General features: G+C 36.2%; 16 protein-coding genes and 4 tRNA genes. 10 read left to right on the plus strand and 10 right to left on the minus strand.

Translation table 11 applies throughout. The annotated features are described in order from the left end of the window. Positions 1-28: 28 nt before the first annotated feature. Together gyrA and ONI09_RS00740 are read right to left on the minus strand one after the other, a co-directional pair. Positions 29-2,731 carry a DNA gyrase subunit A gene (gene gyrA, locus ONI09_RS00735; RefSeq protein ID WP_265014118.1) on the minus strand — a complete coding sequence of 901 codons (2,703 nt, stop codon included), beginning with the start codon at positions 2,729-2,731 and terminating at the stop codon, positions 29-31. Positions 2,732-2,783: 52 nt separating this feature from the next. Next, positions 2,784-2,856: transfer RNA gene (locus tag ONI09_RS00740), tRNA-Val, on the minus strand. A 265-nt stretch (positions 2,857-3,121) separates the two neighbouring features. On the opposite strand from ONI09_RS00740, the gene ONI09_RS00745 reads away from it, so the two are divergent. Beyond that, the gene (locus tag ONI09_RS00745; RefSeq protein ID WP_265013977.1) at positions 3,122-4,078 is read left to right on the plus strand and encodes an IS5 family transposase; all 957 of its coding nucleotides are present in this window, start codon (positions 3,122-3,124) and stop codon (positions 4,076-4,078) included. Positions 4,079-4,707: 629 nt separating this feature from the next. Here ONI09_RS00745 and ONI09_RS00750 read toward each other — a convergent pair. The 3 genes from ONI09_RS00750 to mnmE all read right to left on the minus strand — a co-directional run bounded on the left by ONI09_RS00750 (position 4,708) and on the right by mnmE (position 7,572). After that, on the minus strand, positions 4,708-5,724 hold the full coding sequence (locus tag ONI09_RS00750) for an NAD(P)/FAD-dependent oxidoreductase (protein ID WP_265014119.1): 1,017 nt from the start codon (positions 5,722-5,724) through the stop codon (positions 4,708-4,710). 168 nt (positions 5,725-5,892) lie between these two features. Continuing rightward, a tRNA-Ser gene (locus ONI09_RS00755) sits at positions 5,893-5,980 on the minus strand. 47 nt (positions 5,981-6,027) lie between these two features. Beyond that, complete coding sequence (mnmE, locus tag ONI09_RS00760; RefSeq protein WP_265014120.1) at positions 6,028-7,572, minus strand: tRNA uridine-5-carboxymethylaminomethyl(34) synthesis GTPase MnmE; 1,545 nt, start codon at positions 7,570-7,572, stop codon at positions 6,028-6,030. Between the two features lie 131 nt (positions 7,573-7,703). Between mnmE and nuoI the strand changes: the two genes are divergently transcribed. From nuoI to infC, 5 genes are read left to right on the plus strand one after another with little or no spacing between them, the layout of a single operon-like run. Next, positions 7,704-8,186 carry an NADH-quinone oxidoreductase subunit NuoI gene (nuoI, locus tag ONI09_RS00765; protein WP_038199316.1) on the plus strand — a complete coding sequence of 161 codons (483 nt, stop codon included), beginning with the start codon at positions 7,704-7,706 and terminating at the stop codon, positions 8,184-8,186. Next, on the plus strand, positions 8,186-8,308 hold the full coding sequence (locus ONI09_RS00770) for a hypothetical protein (RefSeq protein ID WP_265014121.1): 123 nt from the start codon (positions 8,186-8,188) through the stop codon (positions 8,306-8,308). The genes nuoI and ONI09_RS00770 overlap by 1 nt, the downstream gene beginning before the upstream one ends. Continuing rightward, entirely contained in the window at positions 8,302-8,517 is a 216-nt protein-coding gene (locus tag ONI09_RS00775; RefSeq protein WP_265014122.1) for a hypothetical protein, read from the plus strand. Before ONI09_RS00770 ends, ONI09_RS00775 begins: the two co-directional genes overlap by 7 nt. Further along, positions 8,514-10,415, plus strand: coding sequence for a threonine--tRNA ligase (thrS, locus tag ONI09_RS00780; RefSeq protein WP_265014123.1), 1,902 nt, complete (start codon positions 8,514-8,516; stop codon positions 10,413-10,415). Before ONI09_RS00775 ends, thrS begins: the two co-directional genes overlap by 4 nt. Before the next feature lie 12 nt (positions 10,416-10,427). Further along, positions 10,428-10,946 carry a translation initiation factor IF-3 gene (infC, locus tag ONI09_RS00785; RefSeq protein ID WP_265014124.1) on the plus strand — a complete coding sequence of 173 codons (519 nt, stop codon included), beginning with the start codon at positions 10,428-10,430 and terminating at the stop codon, positions 10,944-10,946. Positions 10,947-10,974: 28 nt separating this feature from the next. Here the strand turns inward: infC and nuoF are convergent, their stop codons facing one another. Both nuoF and ONI09_RS00795 read right to left on the minus strand, forming a co-directional pair. Then, a complete protein-coding gene (gene nuoF, locus ONI09_RS00790) occupies positions 10,975-12,228 on the minus strand; it encodes an NADH-quinone oxidoreductase subunit NuoF (protein ID WP_264707386.1) in 1,254 nt (417 codons plus the stop codon). A gap of 19 nt (positions 12,229-12,247) precedes the next feature. Next, positions 12,248-12,320, minus strand: a tRNA-Lys gene (locus ONI09_RS00795). Between the two features lie 320 nt (positions 12,321-12,640). On the opposite strand from ONI09_RS00795, the gene ONI09_RS00800 reads away from it, so the two are divergent. From ONI09_RS00800 to ONI09_RS00815, 4 genes are all read left to right on the plus strand, one after another. Beyond that, positions 12,641-12,716 (plus strand) — tRNA-Ala (locus ONI09_RS00800). Between the two features lie 198 nt (positions 12,717-12,914). Beyond that, positions 12,915-14,531: a magnesium transporter MgtE N-terminal domain-containing protein gene (locus ONI09_RS00805; protein WP_265014125.1), complete on the plus strand. Its 1,617-nt coding sequence runs from the start codon at positions 12,915-12,917 to the stop codon at positions 14,529-14,531. A gap of 46 nt (positions 14,532-14,577) precedes the next feature. Then, entirely contained in the window at positions 14,578-15,021 is a 444-nt protein-coding gene (locus tag ONI09_RS00810) for a hypothetical protein (protein WP_182320993.1), read from the plus strand. A 101-nt stretch (positions 15,022-15,122) separates the two neighbouring features. Continuing rightward, positions 15,123-15,455: a hypothetical protein gene (locus ONI09_RS00815; RefSeq protein ID WP_265014126.1), complete on the plus strand. Its 333-nt coding sequence runs from the start codon at positions 15,123-15,125 to the stop codon at positions 15,453-15,455. Between the two features lie 62 nt (positions 15,456-15,517). Here ONI09_RS00815 and ccmE read toward each other — a convergent pair whose 3' ends face one another. Genes ccmE through ONI09_RS00825 form a run of 3 tightly spaced genes read right to left on the minus strand, consistent with a single transcriptional unit; the run spans position 15,518 to position 17,080 of the window. Further along, complete coding sequence (ccmE, locus tag ONI09_RS00820) at positions 15,518-15,919, minus strand: cytochrome c maturation protein CcmE (protein WP_012673317.1); 402 nt, start codon at positions 15,917-15,919, stop codon at positions 15,518-15,520. Continuing rightward, positions 15,903-16,040 (minus strand): CcmD-like small membrane protein, encoded by a 138-nt coding sequence (locus ONI09_RS07040; protein ID WP_006012903.1) that lies wholly within the window; start codon positions 16,038-16,040, stop codon positions 15,903-15,905. Before ONI09_RS07040 ends, ccmE begins: the two co-directional genes overlap by 17 nt. After that, positions 16,037-17,080: a biotin--[acetyl-CoA-carboxylase] ligase gene (locus tag ONI09_RS00825; protein WP_265014127.1), complete on the minus strand. Its 1,044-nt coding sequence runs from the start codon at positions 17,078-17,080 to the stop codon at positions 16,037-16,039. Before ONI09_RS00825 ends, ONI09_RS07040 begins: the two co-directional genes overlap by 4 nt. Positions 17,081-17,083 lie beyond the last annotated feature (3 nt).

Below are 17,083 nucleotides of genomic sequence, written 5' to 3' on the forward strand. Positions count from 1 at the left end.
TGCGCTTTTTGTTTAACCTATACTACGGTTAAGAAGCGATAGAGTTTTCAACTTCAGAAATACTATCTTCAGTGGAATCAGGATCTTCAATTTTCGCTACTGACACCACTTTTTCTCTACTTTCTGTTTTAAACAGAGTGACTCCTTGAGTGCTGCGTCCTGCAATTCTAATCTCATTGACCGAAATGCGAATTAACTTTCCTTTATCTGTAATAAGCATTATATTATCACCCTGCTCAACTGGAAAACTAGCAATAACATTACCGTTTCTGCTAGTAGTAAGAATATTGGTGATACCAACACCACCCCTGTTAGTTATTCTATACTCATACGCAGAAGTTCTTTTACCAAAGCCATTTTCGGTAATAGTTAATATAAACTCCTCATTCACTGCAAGTTTTAAGAATAATTCGTTATCTATTCCTAAATCATTCAAAGTCTTTTCCAATTTAGAATCAATAGAGTTATTAATTGCAGTTCCCAGCCTTTTTGCAAGTGGAACTTTTAAGTAAAGTTCTTTTGTTTCTGTTGCTACACCTATCCCATTTAATATGGTCATGGATATCACGCTGTCATTCTTTGCAAGTTTGATACCTCTTACGCCATCTGAATTGCGACTTTTAAATTGACGCACATCACTTACAACAAATCTGATACTTTTGCCGAATCTTGTTGCAAGAAAAACATGATCAATTGCATTGCATACTTTAACCAATATTAATTTGTCTCCTTCGTCGAGCTTTATTGCTATTTTTCCATTGCTTGGAATATAGTGAAAATCCGCTAAAGAGTTACGCCTTATGTTTCCATAGGCAGTAGCAAAAACTATGTTTTGATTTTCGTCATTTTCACTTGGCAATGGCATGATATTAGTTATAGTTTCACCATCGCTAAGCGGAAATATGTTAACAAGCGCTCTTCCACGTGCAGTTGGCTCTGCAAGAGGTAACTTATAAACTTTTAATCTATAAACTCGACCAATGTTAGAAAAGAATAAAAAGCTAGTATGGGTATTTCCAACAAATAATTCTGTGATTACATCCTCTTCTTTTAATCCCTGTCCTAGCTTTCCTTTTCCACCACGACGCTGAGTTCTGTAGTGAGAAAGTTTTGCACGCTTGATATAACCATTCATAGTTACGGTTATCACCATATCCTCTTGTGGAATTAGATCTTCAGCTTCAATGTCCGCGTCTGACTCTTCTATTGAAGTTTTTCGCGGCACAGCAAATCTGTTCTTTATTTCTTGTAAATTGTTTTTTATTTCTTTCATCAACTTCTCTTCTGAGCCAAGAAAAGCGATATATTCTTTTATCAGGTTGATCATTGAACTTAGCTCAGCTTCTAATTTGTCTTTTTCAAGGCCTGTTAAACGCTGCAGTTTCATATCAAGGATAGCCTTAATTTGTAGCTCAGTTAATCTATACACTCCATCTTTCAAAAAGCTTGCGCTATCTGAAATTAACTCAATAATAGTGTTGATTTCATTTGAAGTTTTCCATTCTTTATTTAAAAGTTCTCTACTTGCTTCCGCAGGATCTTTTGCACCGCGGATGATTTTTATCACTTCATCTATGCTGAGGACCGCAATGTAGAGCCCTATATATATATGAGCTTTTTCTCTCGTTTTTCTTAGACGAAATTCTGTTCTCCTGATTAACACTTCTTTTCTAAAGTCAACAAAAGCAGCTATGATTTCTTTTAACGACATCAAAGCAGGCCTGTTGTTATTGAGCACTAAAGTGTTAACACTAAAACTACTTCTTAGTGGAGTTAGCCCCAATATTTGATTAAGTATAAAACTTGCCTCAGCATTTCTTCTGAGGTCAATTACTACTCTAATACCAGACTTATCGGACTCATCCCTAATTTCTGTTATGCCATCAATTCTTTTTTCTTTTACAAGCTCACCTATCTTCTCAATTAATTTTACTTTGTTTACCTGGTAAGGTATTTCATCAATCACTATTGCTTGCCTATCTTGTGGCAGGTCTTCTATGTGAGTCTTGCCTTGCACAACAATTGATCCACGACCCGTTGCAAATGCTGATCTTATTCCAGACCTTCCAAGAATCGTTCCCCCAGTTGGGAAATCCGGCCCTGGCATCACTTCAAGTAACTCATCAAAAGTAACTTCAGGATTATCTACATATAATATACAAGCATCTATTATTTCTCCAAGATTATGAGAAGGAATATTGGTTGCCATACCAACTGCAACACCACTTGCACCGTTTACCAATAGATTCGGAAACTCTGCAGGCAGCACAACTGGTTCTGTTTCATTTCCATCGTAGTTTGGCCTAAAATTAACTGTATCTTCATCAATATCATTCAGTAAAAAGTGCGACACTTTTTGAAGTCTTGCTTCTGTGTATCGCATTGAAGCTGGTGGATCTCCATCTATCGAACCAAAGTTACCTTGCCCATCAATAAGCGGTAAAAGAAGAGAGAAATCTTGAGCCATTCTAACCAAGGAATCGTAAATAGCTGCATCACCATGTGGGTGATATTTCCCCATTACATCCCCAACTATACGAGCTGCCTTTTTATATGGCTTACCGGCATCGAATCCAGCTCTTGACATTGCATATAATATGCGCCTGTGAACAGGTTTAAATCCATCCCGCACGTCAGGTATAGCCCGGCTTATGATAACGCTCATTGCGTAGGAGAGATAAGAATCTTCCAGCTCTTTTACTATTGAGATTGGTACTATATTATCCTGCATTTTTTATACTTTAATTGAAGTAATTAATAATACTAACATTCAGTTAAGCAAATGGGCAATGACAGACTTGAACTGCCGACCTCCTCGGTGTAAACGAGATGCTCTACCAGCTGAGCTAATTGCCCCTTTAGATCTAATTCTATAGCTCAATATTATTATTGTAAACAAAAATAGCAATAAATTGTATCCGTTCAGCAGAGTGGCAAAATAGGTAGACAAGGTGATCTAAAAAGATAATCATAGAGTAAATGTGAGGTAAGTCCTTACAATAAATGGTGTCATCCAAGTAGCCGAGACTGGGATGGCTTTGTTGCATCGCTCAAGTGAAAAGAACTGGCAGTTACTGACAAAATTCATTATAAATAGCCATTTAACTGTTGAAGAAAAAATATGCCACAAAAAATGAGAGTCAGTAACTGCCATGAATATAACAAATTTCTCCAAGAAAGAGGAAGCATTTTTTGTTATATCAATGACGCCGTAGAAAATTGGTACGAGAATTGTCCAAAAATGCAGGGCGGCAACTATATTTATAGTGATAAAGTTGTGATTTTGGTGCATATAATCGTCAGTTTCTTTAGAATTGGTTTAAGACAAACAGTCGGGTTTATAAAAGGGTACTTGCAACAAATAGGAAGAGATTTGGCAGTTATCAGCTATTCACAAGCATCAAGAAGGTTTAAGAAACTTAATATTAAGATAAATGATTGCAGAATTGATAAAAATAATATGGAAGATATCGAAATTGCTATAGACAGTACAGGAATTAGTATATACAACAACACTCCTGGTCACAGCAAGGAAAATAGCACTGACAGAAAATATCGTGGCTATGAGCAAACGAGAAAATTGCACGTAATGTTGAATATAAACAACAAAAAAGCCATAGCTGTAAAATACAGTAATGGTGTCTACTCTGATCACTATGGAGCTTGTGATTTGCTAAAAGAAGTTGATTTTCAGCATGCCATAAAAGCACTATATGCAGATAGAGCATGTGATAGGCACAAGTTTTATAAGTTGTGTAACAAATATGATATAAAGACAAAAATTCCACCAATAAACAATGCGGCAGAACATCCAGAAATAGATTATATGTCTGACAGGAATGCTGCTATTAGGTTAATAAAATTATACGGTGAAGATGGCATGAAAGAATGGAAAAAAGAAGTAAATTATGGGAAAAGATCTTATATTGAAGGGTTTTTCTCAAGATTAAAGCAAATATTCGGATTTAGTTTTAGGAATAAATCTGAGATAAATCGAGAAAAAGAACTGCTAATCAAATGCTATTTGCTTAATAAATTCACTGATATTGGTATGGCTAAATTTGAGATAGTTACATGAATTTACCATAAATCACCATCTCATAAAGTGTGATGCAACAAAGCCATCCCAGTGTCAGCTACTCGGATGACAAAAAAAGGAGCACTGGAATGACAGCAGTCCTACGTCATACCGCGATTCATTCGCGGTATCTCTAGATCCCGCTAACAAGCAGCGGGATGACGGTTGTCGTTTAGCCACAAATATTTAAGAAATTTACCAAATGAAAAAAAGGCAAAAGAAGCCCTGGGGTTATTATCCGCTTTAAAATATTGGCGTTTTTTATGTTTTAAACGCTTGACAAGCGAGATTAAGCTGCTTTTAATTGCAACTAACTTACGCTGCAAACGTTTAAGAAATTTACTAAGCAGAAAAAAAGACAAAGAATCCCCGAGTTAGCTAGTCTTTTACTATCTCTGTCGAGTATTGGCATTTTTTGATGTCTTGTAACGCTTTGTAAGCGCGTTCAGCTTATTTAGATAAAAATCTAAATGTAGATGAAGTTTTGTAAAGACATACAGTATCTATATACTGCAAAAAATTGAACATAAGACGCCGATACATTAAGTAATCGTCACCTTTTAATCTGCAGATTGGCGAAAGCAAATACAATAGCTTCAGTTTCATGATAAGGGAGCTGGCGAGGTTTGTCAAGGAAGTTTTTCTTTCCCGTGAATTCCCTTTGAAGTTGAATATTGAAAATTGACTGGAGAGTTGTGGATTACTTTGTATATGTCATAACAAGCCATGGCGCTCTCAGCAAAACCATTTAGTATTAATTTTAGTTTGCCTGAATAAATAGCTATATCTCCGATTGCATATATCCTATCTCTACTGGTTTTAAGTGTAGCTGGGTCGACAACTATGCGGCTATGTTCTAACTGTATACCCCAATTGTTTATTGGACCAAGATTCATTGACAATCCAAAAAATGGCAGCAAAAAATCAGCGGATATTTCTTTTTCTTCCTTAGAGGCAATGTTTTTTACTATCACTGTGCTCAATTGCCCATTACCTCCTGCTAGTTCGTGTAATTGATATGGCACTACCAGTTCTATTTTTCCATCAATTTCAAGTGATTCTAATTTATTTCTAGTTTCAGGGGTGCAGCGAAATTCCTTTCTCCTATGTATCACATAAATTTTCTTTGCAACTTTAGAAAGTTCTACAGTCCAATCAGCCGCAGAATCACCCCCCCCTGCAATGACTATAGTTTTATCCTGAAAATCAGAAATTTTATTTACACTGTAAAATACAGATTTATTTTCATATTCTAATATACCACTTAAGGGTGGACGGTTAGGTTCAAACATTCCATTACCTGAAGCAACAATAACAGCCTTACATTTTACCTCTGTACCTATGCTCGTTATGATAGTAAAGTTTTCACCTTCGTTATTTGAAATCTTTTCTACTTTTTGACTTAAATGGTAAATAGGCTTAAATGGCGAAGCTTGCTCCATTAGCTGCTCAATTAATTTTTGGGCAGTAATTACAGGATAACCAGGTATATCGTATATTGGCTTTTCTGGGTAAAGAGCTGTGCATTGTCCTCCTGCTTGATCCAAAACATCTATTATATGACATCTCATATCAAGCATTCCCGCTTGAAAAGCAGTGAATATTCCAACAGGTCCTGCACCTATTATTACTATATCGGTTTTCATATTCAGATGGTGATCTATTTATAGATATTAGCTTTCTTTGCTAACAAGGTCAATTTACAAAGGGATGTATTTTTAAAAGATGTGGCTAGATTAGACAAGATTTCCAGCGTTATGAACCACATAGTCCAAATAAGCTCTAAAAATCAGCTAGCATAGCGAGATGCTGTGCGGACGGAATGGGATTCGAACCCATGGTACGCTCATCACGTACGTCAGTTTTCAAGACTGGTGCCTTAAACCGCTCGGCCATCCGTCCATTCCTTTTCTATCACAACATTTGATTTTAAGCAATCTATAAAAGCTTTACTTGCCCACGCAAAAGTTGCTAAACACACTACTCAATATTTCCTCAACATCAATAATTCCAATCACCGCACCAAGTTCAAATGCAGCAAGCCTCAAATCTTCAGATATCAACTCAATTGGATTATCGATATTAAAACGTTGTAAATGTTCCAGTGCTTTCTTCATGTGATTCCTATGTCTTTGCCGAGTGATTACAGGAGTGTCTCTATCATGCCCAAATTTTTCCTCTGCCTTCTCTTTTATGAGAGAGATCAATTTGTTTGTACCTATTTCCTTTAGAATAGAAATGGGTAAAAGATCTATGCCATTAATTTTTATATTGTGATTATTGATAACATCGTCAGCTTTGCTCAATACATAAATGGTGTCATTTTGGTCTGATGTCATGCAAGTAGCTGACACTGGTTTCCAGCTTATCTCATCATGAACATTGTTTTCAGCACATGTTTCTAGAATCCATTGTCTATTGCATAATTTGCAAGTATTTTTATATCTGGATCCCAGTGTCAAGCACTGGGATGACACCGTTTGTTGATTACAATATTTGCATAGTTGTGTGTCAAGCACTGGTACTACAGATGGTATATTGCCTGTGGCTTGATAATTGACATCGTGTCGTTGTTCAAAAGGAAACAGTTCTATTCTTAAATCAGCTTCAAAAGACCTCTTTTTCGCTCGACTTATACCTTCTGATTCTATTGGATCTGAACTTTCACGAATTCCAGCAGTATCAGAGAGAATGATTGGGTATCCGCCAATGTCAATATGAGCTTCAAGTATATCTCTTGTTGTGCCTGCATATTCAGAAACAATAGCAATATCATGCTTGGCTAAGAAATTAAACAGAGTTGATTTACCGACATTTGGTTCACCAGTTATTACAATATGTAAACCCTCACGCAACCTTTCGCCCCGTCTATTATCATTTAAATGCTCTTGTATCAACTGCACGAGAGATTGCACTTCATTATTAATTTTTTCCAATTCACTTTTTTCTGCCCAAATGTCCTCTGGAAAGTCTATATATGCTTCGATTTTGGATTGTATCGTTATTAATCTTTGCCTCCAATTGCTGTATAGTCTCTCCAATTCTCCTGATATCTGCTTAATCGCTTGTTTAGCTTGCATTTTCGTCTCAGCATCAATTAAGTCTGCAATCCCTTCTATTTGCGTTAAGTCAAATTTACCATTTAGAAAAGCCCTAAGTGAGAATTCTCCAGGCCTGGCCATAACGAAAATTTTTGATAATTCCTCCAAGATGATTTTTATGACGGCCTTGCTTCCATGCACTTGTAGCTCTATAACATCCTCGCCAGTGAAACTGTTTGGAGCAGGGAAATAGATGATTATTCCATTATCTATCGATTGACTGGAATCATCATATAGATCAACTAAAGTAGCAAATCTTGGTTTAATTTCTTTCTTAATATGAAAATGATTTAAAGCTTTAAGCGCGTAGTTGCCTGAAATTCTGATTACTGCAACTCCTGACTTACCAAATACGGTCGATAAAGCGAAAATAGTTTCATTTGTGTTTGTCATTATTTATATAAACTACTTAGCAATATTACACTTAAGAAACCAAAATACCTAAAAAGTCACCCAGGTGAAAATATTTATTTTGAAAACTGATAATATGATTTATAATGACTGACACAAGTTTTAAATATTTTATGCTCAAGAAATTAGCTTGGTACTGGTCTTTTGTAGAGTTAATTAAAGGGTTTGTTATTACATTAAAATATATGTTTAAGCCAAAGGTTACTTTGAGGTATCCTATGGAGAAGGGCCCTTTAAGTCCAAGGTTTCGTGGTGAGCATGCGTTGCGTAGGTATCCAAACGGTGAAGAACGATGCATAGCTTGTAAATTATGTGAAGTTATCTGCCCTGCTCAAGCAATAGTTATTGAAGCAGAGGAAAGAGAAGACGGTAGTCGCCGCACCACGCGCTATGATATTGATATGACAAAATGCATATACTGCGGACTTTGCCAAGAGGCATGTCCAGTTGATGCAATTGTTGAAGGTCCTAACTTTGAATTTGCTACTGAAACAAGAGAGGAGCTAATGTACAATAAAGAAAAGTTATTGCGTAATGGTGAAGTTTGGGAAGACGCAATTGCACTCAGGTTAAAGAAGAATAGGCCTTATTATTAATGTTCAGAGCTTATAACCCTGTTATCCATTATGATTTAGGGGCAGTGCCCACTAGGGGTGGTGTCATCCCAGTAGCTGATACACAACTGCACGAACATTTGTTTGCGAGGGCAGTATGTTAAATGTTATAGCCTGTTTTGCCTCAAACACAAAGGTGTCATCCCAGTGCTTGACACTGGGGTCCAGGTATAAAAATATTTGCAAATTGTGCAATGGACAACAGATTTTAGGAGCATACGTTAAACTAATTTCCATTATGAAAATAAGATGGATCCCAGTGTCACGCACTGGGATGACAAAGAGAGGGTTAGACAAAAGGGTCGATAAATGATTAGGATTACTTTTTCAGCCGAACAAAAAGTAAAAGAATACAGTGGTAAAGTTACTGGCTTTGATATATTACAACCGGATGTTTTGAAAGAAGCAATTGCCTTTAAGGTAAATGGTGAGTTGCATGATCTCTCACGTGAAATTGAAGCTGATGCAGAGATAGAGGTGATACAACTGAGTGACGAAGCGGGTTTAGATATAATAAGGCATGATGCTGCTCACATAATGGCACAGGCAGTGAAAGAGCTATTTCCTAATACTCAGATTACTATCGGCCCAACAATTCAGGACGGTTTTTACTATGATTTTGCTACAGGTCGTACCTTCACCACGGACGATCTTACCGCAATAGAAAAGAAAATGAAAGAGATTGTAAAAAGTAACCACAGATTTGTTCGAGAAGTTTGGACTCGCAAGCAGTCAGTTGATTTCTTTAGTGGTATAGGCGAAAAATATAAGGTTGATATTATCTCATCCATACCAGAGGGTGAAAACCTAACTGTTTATAGGCAAGGTGATTTTGTTGACCTATGCCGTGGTCCGCACTCACCATCAACCGGCAGAGTTAAAGCGTTTAAACTTATGAAAGTAGCGGGTGCATACTGGCGAGGTGATGCAAAGGGACCAATGTTGCAGCGAATATATGGCACAGCATGGAGAAATAAGGATGAATTAAACGCTTATCTTGAGTGTCTCAAAGAAGCAGAGAAACGTGATCACCGCAAAATTGCCAAGGATATGGATTTATTTCACATCCAAGAGGAAGCTGTTGGGCAGGTTTTTTGGCATGAACAAGGATATATTCTATATAATGTTCTTGGGTCTTACATCAGAAAGAAGCTAACAAATAATGGCTATTTTGAGGTAAAAACTCCTATTTTAGTAAGTAAAGAGCTGTGGGAAAGATCTGGACATTGGGATAAGTTTCGTGAAAATATGTTTATTGTTGACGAGTCTGAGAATAAAAAGTTAGCAATAAAACCCATGAATTGTCCTTGTCATGTGCAGATTTTTAATTCTCACACCAGGAGCTACCGTGATTTACCAATACGTATGGCAGAGTTTGGCACATGCCATAGAAATGAAAGCTCAGGATCATTGCACGGACTGATGCGAGTGCGTGGTTTTACGCAAGACGATGCACACATTTTTTGTATGGAAGAACAAGTGAATTCTGAGACTATAAAGTTTTGTGACCTTTTAAAAGAAGTATATTCAGAGCTTGGATTTAATGAAATTTCTGTGAAATTTTCAGACCGTCCAGATATTAGAGCAGGTAATGATGAAGTGTGGGATAGAGCTGAAAAAGCGCTGCTTGAAGCCGTTAAAGAAGCAGGCTTGAGTTATAAACTTAACCCTGGTGAAGGTGCGTTTTATGGTCCAAAGTTAGAGTTTGTCTTGAAAGATGCAATAGGCAGAAGCTGGCAATGTGGAACATTACAAGTTGATTTCATTTTACCAGAACGTCTGGGAGCTTTTTATATAGGAGCAGATGGACAAAAGCATCACCCTGTCATGTTACATAGGGCAATTCTTGGAACTTTTGAGCGTTTTATTGGAATTTTGATAGAAAATTATGCAGGAAAATTTCCAGTTTGGCTTGCTCCAACGCAACTTGCTATTCTGACCATTACAAATGAGGCTGACGGTTACGCCACAGAAATTAGCAATATTTTAAAAGAACAAGGTGTGAGAGTCAAGACTGATTTGACCAATGAAAAAATTAGTTATAAGATACGTTTGCATAGTTCAAACAAGGTTCCTATATTGTGGATTGTAGGCAAAAATGAAGTTACAAGTAAAACTGTGTCAGTAAGAAATTTAGGATCGGAAAGACAGGAGTCTTTTTCTTTGGAAAAGGCTAATGAATCGCTGTTAAAAAGTATTAATTTGAATTAAGGGAGTTAAAGTTTGCAAGTTAAAAAGAACAATAAAAACAGGATTAATGGATTTATCACAGCTAAGGAGGTACGCTTAGTTGATCATAATGGTGAAATGGTCGGAATCGTGCCAATAGAACGAGCTTTGGAATTTGCACAGGGTGTTGGTTTAGACTTGGTGGAAATTGCACCTGATTCAACCCCTCCAGTATGTAAAATACTGGATTATAGCAAGCAAAAGTATGATATAAAAAAGAAAGCAAGTGAAGCAAAAAAGAAACAAAAAACATTAACTATAAAAGAAATTAAACTGGGTCCTAATATTGGTGATCACGACTACGAAACAAAATTGCGTCAAGCAAGAGACTTACTTGTCCACGGACATAAAATTAAAGTCACAATGAGATTTAGAGGGAGAGAGCTTATAAACACTGAAGTTGGACTGGAAAAATTAGAACGGCTAATTCGAGACACTGAAGATATCGCAAAGGTAGAATTGGCACCTAAAAGAGAAGGGAATCAATATTTTTTAGCTCTGGTTGCTAAGTAGCAAAACGGCTTAAGAAGTATAAGTAAAGTTAAATTATCGCTCTCTCTTTGATAACATGGCGAAAATGTCTTATTAATCCTTGAATCGGCCAAGCTGCAGCATCGCCAAGCGCGCAAATTGTATGTCCTTCTATTTGAGTTGTAAGGTCAAGCAGCTTATCTATTTCATCAGGTTTAATATCTCCTGCCACCATCCTCTTCATAATCCTCCACATCCATCCAGTACCTTCACGGCATGGTGTGCATTGTCCACAGGACTCATGCATATAAAAGTGTGATAACCTCTCTATTGCAGCTATTATATCAGTTGATTTATCCATCACTATTACAGCAGCAGTACCAAGCCCTGATTGTGCAGTTCTTAATGAATCAAAATCCATTTCAATAGTATCGCATATAGATTTTGGAATTAATGGCACTGAAGACCCACCAGGTATTACAGCAAGTAAATTATCCCAACCTCCTCGCACTCCACCTGCGTATTTTTCAATTAATTCACGTAATGGAATTCCGAGCTCTTCTTCAACATTACACGGGTTGTTTACATGTCCTGAAATACAAAAGACCTTGGTACCAGTATTATTTGGTTTACCAAGAGATGTAAACCATTCTCCTCCGCGATTCAGAATATCTGGAACCATGGCTATAGTTTCAACGTTGTTTATTGTGGTTGGGCAGCCAAAAAGTCCAACACCTGCGGGAAATGGAGGCTTCATGCGAGGAAAGCCCTTTTTTCCTTCAATTGATTCGAGTTGAGCTGTTTCTTCCCCACATATGTAAGCTCCTGCGCCCCTATGGATAAACACATCAAGATCATAACCTGATTTGCAGGCATTTTTTCCAATTAAACCTTCTTTATAGGCTTCCTCAAGTGCTTTTTTTAGAACTAAATATTCATTATAAAATTCACCCCTGATATAAATATACGCAACTGATGCGCTGATCGCTTTGCCGGCCAGGAGAATTCCCTCAAGTAACTTATGTGGCTCATATCGCAATATATCTCTATCTTTACATGTACCAGGTTCTGACTCATCTGCATTGACTACTAAATATGCTTTTGGAAGATTCTTGGGCATAAAGCTCCACTTAAGGCCGGTGGAAAATCCTGCACCCCCTCGACCTCTCAAACCAGATTTCTTTACTTCATCAATGATCTTTGCTGATCCTAAATCTAGTAACTCCTTTGTCTTTTGCCAGCTACCACGTTTTTTTGCACCCTCAAGTAGTGGAGTTTCTTTACCATTTAGGTTGGTGAATATTTTGTCTTGTTCTTTTAGCATGTTTTTCAAAATTTGTGAGTGATCCCGACGCGATTCGAACGCGTGACCCACTGATTAAAAGTCAGTTGCTCTACCGGCTGAGCTACGGGATCATTTCATTTTTCAGCTATACTAAACATCAATACAGTTTTTATCCGTTTTAATCAAACTAAAATTTTCATGTGTGGTTAAATAAATTATATAATATACTGCGTTAGTGATAATTTAGTTAAAAAATTTTTAAAGGAAAACTTCTTGTTAATTTTCAGTTCACAGATTTATTTGGATGGTGTGACGTATAACGCTAAGGAGACAAAAAAATAGAGAAGTGTGTACACCCTACAGAATTTGTACACTATTTAGCAATAGCCTAATAGATAAATATTTCTTGCATTTCAGCCTGAGTGATTTATGCTTTAAGCAAGAATTACCTGGGGGTATAGCTCAGCTGGTAGAGCATCTGTTTTGCACGCAGAAGGTCAGCGGTTCGATCCCGCTTGCCTCCACCAATATAGGTTCTAACATATCATAAAGTCAGCCTATTTTAGTCCATGAGTATTTTACACTAGTTCCCTAAAAAATCCCTCTTTCTATAACTTTTCTCTACGCAAGTAATATTTGTTATTATAATTCTGATATATACTAACTTAACAATAAATTAATCAATAAATGTTAGAATACTAACAATGAATTTATTGGTAACACCTATGAGTGGAAAAAAACATGTTTTTAAGATGGTGCCTGGAAAAAAGGTGCTTAACGAGACTGGATTGAAGATATTTCAAGATTCTGCAGATAGCGGGGGGTTAATTTTTGATAAACTTATTAAAATTGGGTTTATACCACTTGATGATAAAGACAATATAGCACTAGGCTTACCTATAAAATTTTGCGATGCCTGGAATGATGGTCCGTTTAAACCTGTTGTATGTATAAAGGAAAATGGAAAAGATTTGGAGAAAACATCTTACCGTTGTGATAAAGAAGGAGATCTAATCACAAAGTGTAAATTTCCGGTCGTGCCATTTAGAAATGCTGATCTCGATTATGTAAATAACTCGCATTCCTTTGCATATCTCAATGACAAATTAATGAAGATATCAGTTGACTACAAAGTATCAGAATCTTCTCATAGTATATATCGGCACTTTCTTGGGATACAACCAGTGAAATATCAATATGTAACATGGGAAGAGTCAGGTACTAATAAATATTATTTCTCAGATGATCAAGGAAATATTATTGATACACCTGACAATAAGGCACTCCAATATATTAAATTACAGAGCAAGGAACAAACAATAAAAGATATAATATCATCTAATATGCCAGAGAAGCTATCAAGCGCGTTTACCAAAGTCTTTATTCAGGACCTAACAGACGACCAACTAAAGACCCTTGCCAATACTCTTAGTAACGAGCAACTGCAAAAAATAATTCCTGAACTGAATTCAAATCAACTGCAGGTTCTTGCACAGAATTTAACGGATGGACAGCTACAAAAAATCATTCCTGAACTGAGCTCAAACCATTTGCAAGCTTTAGCAAAGAACTTAACAGATAACCAACTACGAGCTTTAGTAGATCATCTAACCAATCACCAATTACAAACCCTTGCTCAGGAACTAAATCCAGAAAAATTACAAATAATTGTTCCTATTTTAAATGATGCTCAGCTTGAAACTCTAGTTAGAGACTTAAATCCAGGGCAAGTAAAAGAAATCTTATCTCACTTAAAAGTGGATCAGTTCAAAGCACTTATTAAAATTTTAAATGACGAGCAATTTACAGTGCTTGCAAAAGACTTGGCTGAGCACCACTTGACGATACTTTCCAAAGAATTAGAAGGTGACCAGTTAAAAGCTTTAGTAAATAGTCTGCGAAAAGAACAACTGGAAGACTTAGTTAATAAGCTTGATCATGATAAACTTGGCATAATTGCTCAGGATTTAACTGATTCTAATAGGATCCAGATTATCATTAAGTCTTTAGCTAACAACCCAGAGAAACTTCAAGCTTTTGCTCGCAATATGTCTAATGAGCAGTTTAAGGAACTTTTGGATAACGTGGGTGCAGAAGAGCTTAAAGATATCATTCACAAACTGCCTTATGAGAAAGTGACAGCTGTGATTGGTGATCTCGGCAGTAAGGATCAGTCTAAAGCTATTATTGATGCATTAAAAGAGAAACTTGAAGAGCAGAGTAAACAGAACAAGGAAATGATTGAGATGCTCAAGCAAATCAAGGACGATATGCCAGACATTGGACAGGCTCCAGACTTTACAATAGTAGACATTAATAATGACTCACTGTTATTTGTATAGTAGTGATTTATAAAGATAAGTAGTTTTTTTATAGGAGGTAACTATTATGAATAAAAATATAAAATTATATTCTAGTGAAGAAGTTGAATCAAATAATACATTACAACTTTCGAAGCCGAAGTTTGATAAACCAAGCTTTGAAAAGCCAGTAATAAAGAAGATTGTCAGTGGTAAAACAAAGGAAGAATTTGATATAACTAAGGATATGACACAAGAAGAGATTGATAAGATGCCACAAATTACATTGACCATCAAGCACCTTAAAAATTTTTATGATGGCTTGATAAACAGCATTAATAAGTATGACGAAAATATGGATAGTGCAATTCAAAGTGGTATAATAACACAATTATCATCAACCATAGATAGTATAGGCAGCAAGACAAGTAGTATAGACAGTGAACTTGCAGATCTTAGGAATTCGATTCCAGATATTGGAGAAGCTCCTCCATTACTCCATATTACTGGTGAAGAGAACGGATTGCTTTAATAAAAAAGGTAATAGCCTGATATCAGGCTGTTACCCTTTCCACATATCATTTCAATATAGCTGAGTTGATTTTGAAATTATAATTTTTTATAGGAGTTAGCATGAATAATAGTAAACAAGAAAGCAAAAACGAACTTAAAGTAATAAGCAAAATAGAAGTTAACACCAAACCTAAAGGTTATGATGAAACAGTTGCGCGAAATCCAGCGCAGCTTGGTTATGTCCACAAAGCTTTAGATAAATTAATCGCAGAGCTGAACACGAAATTCGTTCCTGAATTGGATGATGTATTGCATAACAATAGCAACTCTATCAGTCAATTAAATGACATGCTAACAGAAGAAAGGAGTAAGCTTGAGGAGCTAATAAAAGAAATTAACGATTTAAAATCTTCGCTAGAACCGCCACCAATGGATGCTCCTGAATTCATATAAGAAAAAAAGTAATAGCCCAGTGGGCTGTTACTCTCTCTACATATCGTTTCAATACAGCTGAATTAGGGAATCTGTTTTAAAACTTTCGGCATATAGTTCTCATCATGTTTTGCAAACACTGTATCTGCAAGAAAAGTACTATTATCAAACATTTTACCTTGCACAACAACACCACTTTTTTCTGAAAACATTGGTGGAAGTATCCCTTGATATTTTACCACAACGCTTTTGTTAAAATCTGTCATTTGAAAAATTACTTCACTTTCGCTCCGTATCACGCTATTTTCAACAACCATTCCACCAACACGGATTAGTTTTTGACTATTTTGTAAAACTATTGCCTCACTTACTGTATAGAAAAATGAGATGTTTTCTTTGAGCGTTGTTAAAATAAAAAAGACTATGCAGCTTAAAAAGCAGAAAATTCCTGAAGTTATAAGTAATCGCTTATGTTTCTTCTTCATTATTATCTTTCAGGCTTTCTAGAATTTTTTTACTTTTAATATAGCAAGAAATGGTAAGAATCAGTTCTCCGGTAATCAATGTAAGACTAATAAGGTAAGCAAAAATCACATACGTGTTCATAATATATCGTTAATAAATAACTCACCTGCATCAAAATAAATTAAGCTTTCATCCTTTTGCTGCAACACCAATTTACCACTTTTATCTATATCAGCAAAAATTCCTTCATACAATTTGTCAGCTAACTTTACACTGATTTGCTCGTTCATCTTGAATGCTCTTGTGAGCCACATTTTTCTTATAGCATAAAACCCATCAAACAGCCATTGCTTTCTTAGCTTATTAAAATTTATTATTAATTTCTCTAATAGATCTATGTTAGACACAGATTCACCGTAATTGCTAATACACGTTGTTCCTGGAAGTGGTGCATGATTGACATTAATTCCAATTCCTACAATAAGCCAATTCGAATTGGATCTTTTTTCAAGCAATATTCCACTGATTTTTCTACTATCAACTAGGACATCATTTGGCCATTTATATTGAATGTTACTATCATCCATAAATGACAGTAAAGTATTCCCTACAACAAGAGCAGTCACAAAAGTCAATTCTGTTAATTTGCTAACTTGATTCATTAAACCTCTTTCTGTCATCCCAGTATTTTCCCCAGTGTTTGACACATAACTATGCGAACACTGCAATTTGCAGGTGGTATGTGGTGTCATTCCAGTGCATGACACTGGAATCCAGTTCTTATTACACAGTTGCCTGATGTGCCCATTTGTAATTAAGTTTTCTGGATCCCAGTGTCTGGGCACTGGGATGACATCATCCTTGGTGGGAATACCACAACGTTTGTACAGTTGTGTGCTTGACCATTCTTCTTTTTTTCTAGATTCCAGCGTCACGCGCTGGAATGACACCGAAAGCTGGCTTTCATTCAGATAATCGTTAAAGAGGTTTATCACCAAACTCGCATAAAAATTACCCTCTGGAGAAACCCAACTTTTTCCGGTGCGCCCCCTGCCTTCTGTTTGTTTATCGGCAATAATAACGGTTTCATTTGATATTCCTTTATCAATTAAATCCAATGCTTCTTTATTAGTGCTTGAAACTTCTTTGTAATGATGAATATGAAAGCCCTCAGGGATCACCTT

The sequence above is a fragment of the Wolbachia endosymbiont of Drosophila pseudotakahashii genome, from assembly GCF_026015925.1.
GTDB classification, from domain to species: domain Bacteria; phylum Pseudomonadota; class Alphaproteobacteria; order Rickettsiales; family Anaplasmataceae; genus Wolbachia; species Wolbachia pipientis.

Coding starts and splice junctions, on each gene's coding strand:
- gyrA (WP_265014118.1), bottom strand. CDS start 2,731: ATGCAGGATAATATAGTACCAATCTCAATAGTAAAAGAGCTGGAAGAT.
- ONI09_RS00745 (WP_265013977.1), top strand. CDS start 3,122: ATGCCACAAAAAATGAGAGTCAGTAACTGCCATGAATATAACAAATTT.
- ONI09_RS00750 (WP_265014119.1), bottom strand. CDS start 5,724: ATGAAAACCGATATAGTAATAATAGGTGCAGGACCTGTTGGAATATTC.
- mnmE (WP_265014120.1), bottom strand. CDS start 7,572: ATGACAAACACAAATGAAACTATTTTCGCTTTATCGACCGTATTTGGT.
- nuoI (WP_038199316.1), top strand. CDS start 7,704: ATGCTCAAGAAATTAGCTTGGTACTGGTCTTTTGTAGAGTTAATTAAA.
- ONI09_RS00770 (WP_265014121.1), top strand. CDS start 8,186: ATGTTCAGAGCTTATAACCCTGTTATCCATTATGATTTAGGGGCAGTG.
- ONI09_RS00775 (WP_265014122.1), top strand. CDS start 8,302: ATGTTAAATGTTATAGCCTGTTTTGCCTCAAACACAAAGGTGTCATCC.
- thrS (WP_265014123.1), top strand. CDS start 8,514: ATGATTAGGATTACTTTTTCAGCCGAACAAAAAGTAAAAGAATACAGT.
- nuoF (WP_264707386.1), bottom strand. CDS start 12,228: ATGCTAAAAGAACAAGACAAAATATTCACCAACCTAAATGGTAAAGAA.
- ONI09_RS00805 (WP_265014125.1), top strand. CDS start 12,915: ATGAGTGGAAAAAAACATGTTTTTAAGATGGTGCCTGGAAAAAAGGTG.
- ONI09_RS00810 (WP_182320993.1), top strand. CDS start 14,578: ATGAATAAAAATATAAAATTATATTCTAGTGAAGAAGTTGAATCAAAT.
- ONI09_RS00815 (WP_265014126.1), top strand. CDS start 15,123: ATGAATAATAGTAAACAAGAAAGCAAAAACGAACTTAAAGTAATAAGC.
- ccmE (WP_012673317.1), bottom strand. CDS start 15,919: ATGAAGAAGAAACATAAGCGATTACTTATAACTTCAGGAATTTTCTGC.
- ONI09_RS07040 (WP_006012903.1), bottom strand. CDS start 16,040: ATGAACACGTATGTGATTTTTGCTTACCTTATTAGTCTTACATTGATT.